Source organism: Fusicatenibacter faecihominis, from assembly GCF_020686945.1.
Lineage (GTDB): Bacteria > Bacillota > Clostridia > Lachnospirales > Lachnospiraceae > Limivivens > Limivivens faecihominis.
This window is the reverse complement of the sequence record NZ_JAJEPR010000058.1, coordinates 1-10,232: the sequence shown is the minus strand read 5'-3', so window position 1 is coordinate 10,232 and position 10,232 is coordinate 1. Positions and strand designations below refer to the sequence as shown.

The 10,232-nt window shown below is 41.7% G+C and carries 11 protein-coding genes and 1 CRISPR repeat array; all 11 genes read right to left on the bottom strand.

The window, feature by feature from the left end; genetic code table 11:
- Window positions 1-112: 112 nt before the first annotated feature.
- The 11 genes from LKD71_RS17050 to LKD71_RS18630 all read right to left on the bottom strand — a co-directional run bounded on the left by LKD71_RS17050 (window position 113) and on the right by LKD71_RS18630 (window position 10,204).
- Window positions 113-331 carry a hypothetical protein gene (locus LKD71_RS17050; RefSeq protein WP_215684661.1) on the bottom strand — a complete coding sequence of 73 codons (219 nt, stop codon included), beginning with the start codon at window positions 329-331 and terminating at the stop codon, window positions 113-115.
- On the bottom strand, window positions 324-551 hold the full coding sequence (locus tag LKD71_RS17045) for a hypothetical protein (RefSeq protein ID WP_008705329.1): 228 nt from the start codon (window positions 549-551) through the stop codon (window positions 324-326). Before LKD71_RS17045 ends, LKD71_RS17050 begins: the two co-directional genes overlap by 8 nt.
- 426 nt (window positions 552-977) lie before the next feature.
- Window positions 978-2,519: a glutamine-hydrolyzing GMP synthase gene (gene guaA, locus LKD71_RS17040; RefSeq protein ID WP_334302603.1), complete on the bottom strand. Its 1,542-nt coding sequence runs from the start codon at window positions 2,517-2,519 to the stop codon at window positions 978-980.
- A 300-nt stretch (window positions 2,520-2,819) separates the two neighbouring features.
- Window positions 2,820-3,356 carry a hypothetical protein gene (locus tag LKD71_RS17035; RefSeq protein WP_227616312.1) on the bottom strand — a complete coding sequence of 179 codons (537 nt, stop codon included), beginning with the start codon at window positions 3,354-3,356 and terminating at the stop codon, window positions 2,820-2,822.
- Complete coding sequence (locus LKD71_RS17030) at window positions 3,322-4,794, bottom strand: hypothetical protein (RefSeq protein WP_227616311.1); 1,473 nt, start codon at window positions 4,792-4,794, stop codon at window positions 3,322-3,324. Before LKD71_RS17030 ends, LKD71_RS17035 begins: the two co-directional genes overlap by 35 nt.
- Before the next feature lie 180 nt (window positions 4,795-4,974).
- Window positions 4,975-5,538 carry an extracellular solute-binding protein gene (locus LKD71_RS17025; protein WP_227616310.1) on the bottom strand — a complete coding sequence of 188 codons (564 nt, stop codon included), beginning with the start codon at window positions 5,536-5,538 and terminating at the stop codon, window positions 4,975-4,977.
- A 235-nt stretch (window positions 5,539-5,773) separates the two neighbouring features.
- Entirely contained in the window at window positions 5,774-6,265 is a 492-nt protein-coding gene (locus LKD71_RS17020) for a DNA-deoxyinosine glycosylase (protein ID WP_227616309.1), read from the bottom strand.
- A 14-nt stretch (window positions 6,266-6,279) separates the two neighbouring features.
- The gene (locus LKD71_RS17015) at window positions 6,280-6,603 is read right to left on the bottom strand and encodes a helix-turn-helix domain-containing protein (protein ID WP_227616308.1); all 324 of its coding nucleotides are present in this window, start codon (window positions 6,601-6,603) and stop codon (window positions 6,280-6,282) included.
- A gap of 106 nt (window positions 6,604-6,709) precedes the next feature.
- Entirely contained in the window at window positions 6,710-6,982 is a 273-nt protein-coding gene (spoIIID, locus tag LKD71_RS17010) for a sporulation transcriptional regulator SpoIIID (protein ID WP_227616307.1), read from the bottom strand.
- A gap of 253 nt (window positions 6,983-7,235) precedes the next feature.
- Window positions 7,236-9,437: a CRISPR direct-repeat array (repeat unit 30 nt; unit sequence CTTTACATTCCACAATGTTTCTATTAAAAC).
- Between the two features lie 179 nt (window positions 9,438-9,616).
- Entirely contained in the window at window positions 9,617-9,895 is a 279-nt protein-coding gene (gene cas2, locus LKD71_RS17005; RefSeq protein ID WP_227616306.1) for a CRISPR-associated endonuclease Cas2, read from the bottom strand.
- Between the two features lie 3 nt (window positions 9,896-9,898).
- Window positions 9,899-10,204 carry a CRISPR-associated endonuclease Cas1 gene (locus tag LKD71_RS18630; protein WP_334302602.1) on the bottom strand — a complete coding sequence of 102 codons (306 nt, stop codon included), beginning with the start codon at window positions 10,202-10,204 and terminating at the stop codon, window positions 9,899-9,901.
- Window positions 10,205-10,232 lie beyond the last annotated feature (28 nt).

Sequence of the window (10,232 nt, the reverse complement as noted above, 5' to 3'; positions counted from 1 at the left end):
GCCTTCAATTCTTTGTTGTATTCTCGCATCAGACTATATGCATAAGTTTTTGAAACTCCAAGAATTGCACACACATCATCCACATCCATATACATTTTTTCCTGCACCATACTCATACCGCTTTATCCTCCTTCAAATACTGCTCAACATGTTCCAGACCATAGATCTTGTCCTCTACATAGCGGGTTGGCACCCGTCCGAGAATCACATAATAGTTCTTGCTTGCCAGATCAGCATTCATTCTCTCCACCACCCGGTAAGCAAAAGAAACTGATAACTCAAAGAGTTCTGCAATGTCTTCCACTGATAAATACATTTTTCTCTTACGCATGAAACCATTCCTTTCCTTCTTCCTGGGGAATCTCACAAGTGTCTTCCACCCCATAGAAACGCTTCACAAAATACTTTGTCGGAACTTTTCCTCTAAGCGTCAGATATCCCTGTTCTTCCAGCTCCTTGTTCAGATTTCCGATGATCTCATAAGCCGATGTCTGTTTTACTTCCAGAAGTTCACATATATCGGCTGCCTTTAAAAATAATTTGTTCTGCATAATCAGTACCTCCTGTGTTTTGAATATTTAACTCTTCATATACTCTGTACTGGCAGATACAAAATCGGACATCCTTTTCCGAAATTTATCAAATTTTTTTGTTTTTTAATTCTCCATCAGTGTGGTTACTGTGTCATGGAGTTTAGCTCATCAAAAATAAAGATCCTTTCTTTGGTATCTTTTTTCTAAATGCAGGCAACAAAAAAAACAGTCTGCCTTGACGAAAATCACTTCAATCAAAACAAACTGTTCTTCTTATTTACTCTAATTATATTTTATGAAAATAACTGATTTCACGAAATTTGCAGGTGAATTTGGAATATAAACAAGAGAAAAAAATATTTTTTAAACTCCATTTGCACTCCATTTGGTCTTTTCGACTGCCTGCAAAGCCTTTATTTATGGGCTTTTTCGCAATTTAGTCCGCTACTCAAACTCAATCGTTGCAGGAGGTTTCCCCGTACAATCGTACATTACGCGGTTTACGCCTTTGACTTCATTGACGATACGGTTGGTGACTTTGGCGAGGACTTCCCAGGGGATCTGGGCGGCATCGGCGGTCATGAAGTCGGAGGTGTTTACGGCACGGAGGGCGATGGCGTAATCGTAGGTACGGAAATCACCCATAACACCTACGGAACGCATGTTGGTCAGGGCTGCGAAATATTGACCAAGACCTTTGTCGATTCCTGCTTTTGCGATCTCTTCGCGGTAGATGGCATCGGCTTCCTGAACGATTTTTACTTTTTCCTCGGTTACTTCTCCGATGATACGGATTCCAAGGCCGGGACCCGGGAAGGGCTGGCGGTACACCAGATACTCGGGGATACCAAGCTCCAGACCGGCGCGCCGAACCTCATCTTTAAAAAGAAGACGTAAGGGCTCGATGATTTCTTTGAAATCAACTACGGACGGAAGTCCTCCTACATTATGATGAGATTTGATGACTGCGGATTTTCCAAGGCCGGACTCGATCACATCCGGATAAATGGTTCCCTGAACGAGATAATCCACGGCGCCAATCTTTTTTGCCTCTTCTTCAAATACGCGGATAAACTCTTCGCCAATGATCTTTCTCTTCTGCTCCGGCTCGGTAACACCCTTCAGCTTATCATAGTAACGCTGCTGGGCATTGACACGGATGAAATTCAGCTCGTAAGGGCCATTGGGGCCGAAAACAGCTTCCACTTCATCTCCTTCATTTTTACGAAGAAGACCATGGTCAACGAAAACGCAGGTCAGCTGTTTGCCGATCGCTTTGGAAAGCAGAACGGCTGCAACAGAGGAATCCACGCCGCCGGACAGAGCGCAGAGCACTTTACCGGTACCGATTTTCTCACGGAGCTGCTGGATCGTGGTCTCTACGAAAGAAGCCATCTGCCAGCTTCCGCTGCATCCGCAGACTTTGTATACAAAGTTACTCAGCATCGTTTTTCCTTCTGCGGTATGCATAACTTCCGGATGGAACTGTGTAGCGTAAAACTTTTTCTCCGGACAGGACATAGCTGCTACCGGACACACACTGGTATGAGCCGTGATCTTAAAGCCTTCGGGAGCCTGTGCGATGTAATCCGTATGGCTCATCCAGGCTACGGTCTCTTTGGAAACGCCCTCAAACAGGATATCCTCTGTATCTACCGTTACATCTGTGTGGCCGTATTCGCTGACCGGTGCAGTTTCCACTTTTCCGCCAAGCATGTAAGCCATCAGCTGAGAACCATAGCAGATACCCAGGATGGGAATACCCATTTCAAAAATCTCTTTCGGGCAACGCGGTGAATCCTCTCCGTATACACTGTTGGGTCCGCCTGTAAAAATGATTCCCTTGGGATTCATCTCTTTAATCTTTTCCAGGCTGAGTGTGTAGGGATGCACCTCCGCATACACGTTGCATTCTCTGACTCTTCTTGCAATCAACTGATTGTACTGGCCACCAAAGTCCAGTACGATGATCATTTCCTTTTCCACTGGTATTCCTCCATTTTTCTTATGAGAAACGTTATCTCTTGTCTCTCATCATTATAAGAGATTCATCTGGCCATGACAAGCCCAATTTTTCTTTTTCACGAGAAGGTCGTTTTTTGTCGAAATCTTTTGCTTTTCTTTTTCAAAATTTTCTGCTATAATACATTTGTCGTCAGGAAACGACGACATTCACTTAAGAAAAATGACAAGAAAATACAAAAGAATTTTGACCATACAAAAGATAGCATTACAAAAGAAAATCAGGGACCTTTGCTTTGCGGCAAGGGTCCCTTTTCATTCACATCATCCTTTTATGATCTTTATAACAGGTGCTTTTAAAATCCCCTGCGGATGAATCTGATATTCATACGACCAGGCTTCTCCAACTGTGCGATAGGAATTTGGATGACCTTTCCATGAAAGCGTCTCATTGCAGTTATGCAAAGCGCCAAAAGTATTGTAGCGATTTCCAAAAAACTCAATTTCCAAGCGGTGTTTCCCGGGTGTTATGTCCCTGATTTCAAGAGCATAGGGAGAAAACGCGATTGCTCCGCAATCCTTTCCATCCAGGAAAACTTTAAGCAGCGGACTTTTAAAACGTGTAATTTCTATCTTAAGATCACATTTTTCGCGAATATCAATGGATGTTTTATAAGTCAGATTTCCGCCATAAAAAGGAAGTCCCTGACTGCTGACATCACCGAAAGCCATTTTTTCTTCTGCCTTTATAAGCCTTGTATTCCTCCCGGCAAGTTTAACGCCAAAATCACCCAAAAGATACATAGCTTCCAGATTAACTCTGCTGTTATATTTTACCTGTGTGATCAGGATATTTTTCACCCCTGTGCAGCCTGGGCAGCGGAACTTTGGCAATTGAACGATCTACATAATACCCATCTGCTTTCGTAGAAATTTCTTCTCCATTCAGGAACAGCCTGGTATTTTTCACTTCTTCCAGTGCAAGAGCTGTTTTTTCCGCTTCTATATCGGAAAAAATCTTAAAACGCAATTGGATAAGATGACTTTCCTTGTCTTTTTCAGCCATTACCCAGGGCTGCGGAAAGGCTTCTTCCCGTTTCGGATAGCCAAAACGTTCTCTCAATTTGTTATCCAGGCGCAGGATCTCTTCCTCTTTCTGCCATGGCTCTTCTTCTACTTTTACTTCAGCCAAATCCAATACCAAAACATTCGGCTCTGCCAGCTCTGCATCCAGGTAACTTTCCAGTTCCAGTTCTTCATATTCCTTTTCTGCCGCTTCGGTTTTCTCATCTTCTTTTTCTTCTGCCGCAGGCTTCAAAGAATACAACAGAGAATCATGGTCATAAACAGTCTGTCGTATCACCGTCTTTCCTTCTTTGTGAAAATAGACAGATTCGCAGCATTCTCCTGTCATCGCATCATATCTGACCGGTTCATAAATTCCGTTTATTTCAATAACCAGGTCTTCTCTTTTGGGAAGATCCGGATTTGGCATCGCGTTACAGTGTGCAAAAAACAGCCATTCTCTGTCTTTTTCTTCCCGTAGCTGATAAATCAGATTGGCCGTTCTCATGCCAGACTGATCATGTACATCAAGAAGTCTTTCTTTTTGAAGAACATTTAAAACGTTCTCCTTGGCAAAATGTATTTTTTCACAGCTCTCGCTGAAAACTTCTGCCTCATCACTGGGAATCGCATCAATAAACCGGGGAAGTTCTCCCAGAAAGACAACTCTTCCCCCCTTTTTCTGAAATACTTTCAATCTTTCCAGCGTACTGCTTCTCAAGGTAAGACAGTTAGGTACAAGGATTGTTTCATATTTCATTTTCCCCACAGAAAACGCTTCATCCGAAAGCAAAGCGTCATCCGGAGTCTGGCTTTTCCAAAGCGATTCGGAAATAAAGTCAAAATCAATCAGGCCAAACAACAGCCACTCCGTCAGCTTTTTAAATCTCTCATCCATTTCATCCCTCAGCCCCTGGGTCTGTTCCTTGTTTCCCCAGTAAAGCCAGTAAGATTCTATAGGATGAATTACACCAATTTTTACAACTGCTTTTCCGCGGCTTAAAACCGTATTCAGCCTGGAAAAGTAATTTTCAATCAACGGATACTCTTTATACCAGGGCGACTGATAACCGATGGATGCTGGGTAATCTCTTTTGGCTTCTCCAGCCATGGAAGTCCAGGTAAGATGATGCACACGAACAGTCACACCTAAAGCTGCCTGCCAGTCTCCCGCTAATTTGTGGCCCCGGAAATCAAATTCCCAGCCAGTTACTCCATATAATTCGCTGAGCATTCCTTCCCGGCCGTACTAATGAACCACACTCTGGGCCTGTTTTGCCGTATTCAGTTCTCTGGAATCATAGAGCATATCAATTCCCGGAATATCAAAAGCCTGATAAGATCTCTCTGTATAAATACCATTCTCTGAGGCCCTCCGGTACAGTTTCCCCTTTTGCCAGGCGACGATATTCTTTCAGAAAGCCTTTTTCCAAAAGAACCGCATATCTTTCCAGAAATTTAACCTGTGTATTTTCCTCCGCAGATCACAGTCTACATAAGGGATACCATACTGTACGCCATTATAAGTACAGGCATTGATGCAGGCTTCCCCGGCAGCTTCAATCAGGGATTTCAGATAATCACTGGCATATTCCTCAAAATAAGGCGCCATATCAACAACCAGGTCGCCGTCTACCAGCTGTTTCAGATCCTGCTTGTTCACACATACAACGTCAGGAATAGTTCCGGACGCTACAGCCGCGTTAAACTTCTGCGTTGCAATTTCGGAGCTGGATGCGACCCAAAGATAGGAAACCTCGTAACCTAATTTCTCCGCAATAAGATCTGTCCAGATGTTCTTCTCGTAAGTCGCTCCCTCCATATTCGCGAAGACATTCGCTTCCACCAGAGGATCTGCCGTTCCGCAGAAAGTAATGGGAATCAGGTCACCCTCTGCCTCATCTGCCAGAGCAGGGACCGCCAGACTGCACATCACAGCAGCTGCAGTTAATAAAGCCATCATTTTTCTCTTTTTCATTTTGTTGCCTCCTTTTTTGTATTTTCACTGGTTATTGCTGATGCAACCATTATAAAAAAGAAAAAGAATTTTTATCAGAAACGATCCATGCTTTTTCATTCACAATTTATTTCATTTTTATTTTTTGATTCACTTTTTTGTATCTTGATTCATTTTTCTGCAAAATAAAAATCTCCAGCCGAAACTGATACTTTTCAGTACTCAGACTTCAGCTGGAGATTCCCATTTTTAAATTTTACTGTAAGATCACGCTCCAGGCCTCTTTCAGGCGATCCATCTGCCAGGCTGCATTGGCAGGACTTGTGGAGGGAAGTTTTTCTATTGGCCTTCCGGTTACCGGAAAAGCATATTTCTGGTAAAGCTCAAAGGCTTTTCCGCCGTTGGCGTAAATTTTCCGGACGGGTGCCGCCTGGAGGATTCGGTTCAGATCCGCTGGCACCACGTTTCGGATGCTGCTGTCACTGGAACCGACAATTTCACAGCTGGCAACCACATCCCAGATGGCAATGCCATTCTGAAGGAGCAGCTCTTTTTTCTCCGAAATCGTCTTTGGAACCTTCCAGCCGGTGAGAGCCGCCAGAAGTTTCCAGAAGCGGTTCTGCGGATGGCCGTAATAAAATTGCTGCTCCCGGGATTTCACCGAGGGAAAGGTCCCGAGAATCAAAATCCGGGAATTTTCGTCATAAACAGGCTCAAATGTATGGGTTACTTTTTCATATGTTTTCATCGATTTTTCCTCTTTTATAGATCGGAAGCCAGACCATCGGCAAAGGCCAGCAGGCGCTGTCGGTCATCCGGTCCCATCTTTTCAAAAAGGCTCATCAGTTCTTCCTGATCCTCTGTAAAATAGGAAAAGCAATCACCCTGAAAAAAACCTGCAATCGTTGTTCCCAGCGCTTCGCAAATGATCTCCAGAGTAGAAAAATTGGGCGTGGTCCCATTTTCATAATTCTGCAGCGTGCTGTCGGGAATACCGGTCCGTTTGCTTAAGGAATATCGACTGATTCCTTTTTCTTTACATATTCTGGATAGTTCTTTCGCAATATCCGTTTTTTCATCCTTCATGATCTGCAGTCCTTCCTCAGAATTTTTTGTGATAGTATTTTCAGGCTTTCTGCCTGACTGTTTCCATTATAACCTCTGCCCCGCTTTTTGGCAACGTTCCGTATTTTTACGCATGGGCAGTCCGATGTTTATGCAGGTGAAGGTATTTCTCTTTTGTCGCCATTCCGCCGCGGATATGGCGCTCGGATTTATTGACATCCAGAACCCTCCGCACCTCAGAGGCCAGAGAGGGATTGATTTCCCGTAGGCGCTCCACGCAGTCTTTGTGAACAGTGCTTTTGCTCACGCCAAACTTCTTGGCCGCCTGGCGCACGGTTGCGTTGGTTGCTATGATATAATCTGCGATCTCGATGGCTCGCTCCTCAATATAATCCTTCAAGGAAATCCCCCGATAGTGGTGTTTTTACAGTGTATGCGGGAGTACAGGAAATGTATGTACAGATATGCGTCTTCGAAAACGAATTTAATTTTAAAATTTTATTTCGACTTCTACTTTAATCACACACCGCTTCCATTTTTTTGGATTTTTCTTTTAAATTTCATACATATTATTGTTACATGAAGATTGTTTCTGTTCCAAAATATTTCTATTAAACCTGCTTTTCCGGGTCAAGCACATTGATATATACGACCTTTACATTCCATAATGTTTCTATTAAAACACTCCTAAGATTTGTTTAGCAGCTGTAAAGCAAAAATTTACATTCCACAATGTTTCTATTAAAACCAACACGAGGAGCATTACCCGCATCCGGGTCTCCGTTATTTACATTCCACAATGTTTCTATTAAAACGTGCCTGGTTTGCGTTGCCTACTGCTGTTTCCACTTTCTTTACATTCCACAATGTTTCTATTAAAACCATTTTCATCAGCTATCAGTGATGTGATTGACTCACTTTACATTCCACAATGTTTCTATTAAAACGGGATTTCAAGGAATTGAAATGAAGCTGAACACTGCTTTACATTCCACAATGTTTCTATTAAAACCTCTCTAAACGCTGTTTAAGCTCTCCCTCTGTGTACTTTACATTCCACAATGTTTCTATTAAAACTTGCGTTTTGGCATTGTGTATCATCCTCCTTGTTTTTCTTTACATTCCACAATGTTTCTATTAAAACGTCAGCCGAAAAACACTGCTTTCGCAGGTGCCTTTCGCTTTACATTCCACAATGTTTCTATTAAAACTGAAACCGCTGCCGAACTGATCCTGGAGGGAACTGGACTTTACATTCCACAATGTTTCTATTAAAACATACTGTAGGTACCGTTTTTGACTTTTTCCCATACCTCTTTACATTCCACAATGTTTCTATTAAAACAAATTCTGATGTATAAGAGGTGTAAGCGTTAAACTTTACATTCCACAATGTTTCTATTAAAACTCCTTATCAGTAACTCCGTGAGAGGCGCTGCAGACTTTACATTCCACAATGTTTCTATTAAAACTGATCCGGTACATGTAGACGAAAAAGATTTTCCGCCCTTTACATTCCACAATGTTTCTATTAAAACGAAAGTCCGACGCTTAACAAAGTCGGTGCTATCGTCCTTTACATTCCACAATGTTTCTATTAAAACCAGTGACGCTCCGCAGCGTGCAGAATATTCAATGATCTTTACATTCCACAATGTTTCTATTAAAACGCCTCTACGATCTCTCTGAAAGCATCAGCCATCTTGCTTTACATTCCACAATGTTTCTATTAAAACGCAGGCAGCGCAACAACCGGGAGCACCACAAACGCCTTTACATTCCACAATGTTTCTATTAAAACGGGGTATCGTTCAAAAAAGCTATCGAGACTGACAACTTTACATTCCACAATGTTTCTATTAAAACAGTTGATAACGACACTATTGATATGAAGGATAATACTTTACATTCCACAATGTTTCTATTAAAACCGTCACAGCATACATCTATGTAGACACCGCTGAGTACTTTACATTCCACAATGTTTCTATTAAAACATGAATCGGATATGTATAATGACTATTTGCAGGGACTTTACATTCCACAATGTTTCTATTAAAACACAGCGACAAGGAGAAGTGCAAGGAGTGTAGGAGTCTTTACATTCCACAATGTTTCTATTAAAACTCCGTTGAGAAGATGGCCGTCAGCCTTCAGTCAACTTTACATTCCACAATGTTTCTATTAAAACCCACACCAGGGACATTTTTCAGTGCTCCCGATAGTTCCTTTACATTCCACAATGTTTCTATTAAAACCAGTCTCCACATCGATGTACGCTCGCCTTTATATATCTTTACATTCCACAATGTTTCTATTAAAATGGAGAATCCCCACGACAGAGGTTCTTTCAACCCACCCCCTTTACATTCCACAATGTTTCTATTAAAACTTCCATCCCGTTTCAGACGCTCGACAACAAGCGGCCCTTTACATTCCACAATGTTTCTATTAAAACCTGACTATTCAACATTCGGTAACTTTGTGTTTACTGACTTTACATTCCACAATGTTTCTATTAAAACCATAAAGTCCTGCGGGGAAGAGTTGAGAGAGTCCACTTTACATTCCACAATGTTTCTATTAAAACGGTTTCAACTGACGGATATATAGAGGGCACACTGCACTTTACATTCCACAATGTTTCTATTAAAACTCTCTTATCAACTACTGTGTGAATGCGATCAATGCCATCTTTACATTCCACAATGTTTCTATTAAAACGAACAAAGATCCGGGATGCACTGAACAGTATTCCCCTTTACATTCCACAATGTTTCTATTAAAACTCAAGGTCCGTCTTCATAGCGGTGTAGGCCAGGATTCTTTACATTCCACAATGTTTCTATTAAAACCCCGCCTTCAACGCATCCGCATAAAATCAACCTTATTTTAGCATATTTCGTCGACCTTGTCCTTTTTTTGTTGGAGATGATTAGAATTTTATTTTTTTACTACGAAAATGGTGTTTTTGCTGGATTTTGGAGAATTGTCGATCTCCCGGTCTTTGAAACACATCGGATATCGACAGAAATTAGAGAAAAAAGCTGGTACAGTCATCTTCTTTTCCCCAAAATTCTTTATCCAACCATTTCTCCTGTCTTGATTTAAATAAAATGACAGAATCCAGTTCTTTATTTATATATCCTTTCAATTCTTGTTTAAATCTTTCCAACTGCGCATTGGACAGTTCTCCTTCAAATACAGAATCTTGAATGTGCGATAAATATTTCTTACAAATTTTGAAAATCCGTGAGCAGCGTCTGGCACCATTTTTTTCCTGACTAATGTCATAGACTAAAACTACATACATAATCTACCACCATATTTTAAAACCTTCATATGTTTTTTCTCCAAGCAGATGTTTTATCAGCTTGTAGCACTCTAATCGAAGTAAATACTGATAAGAAACCTGTTTTCCCAAATCTTTATGCATAACCGTCTGTTTCATCCGGTTTTCCAGCTCGCTTACAATTAATCTGGAAGCTTCCTTTTTCAAATGTAAAAAATTTAACTCTTTCGTAAAGCTTTCCTCTGTGATTTGATTTCTGTTCAGTAATGAAAAAATCAATCTGAATATTACGGTGCGGCAGAGCCGCCAGTCCGGTGTGGCGAGAGCCACCTGTCCGGACTAACGGAGCCACCCCATT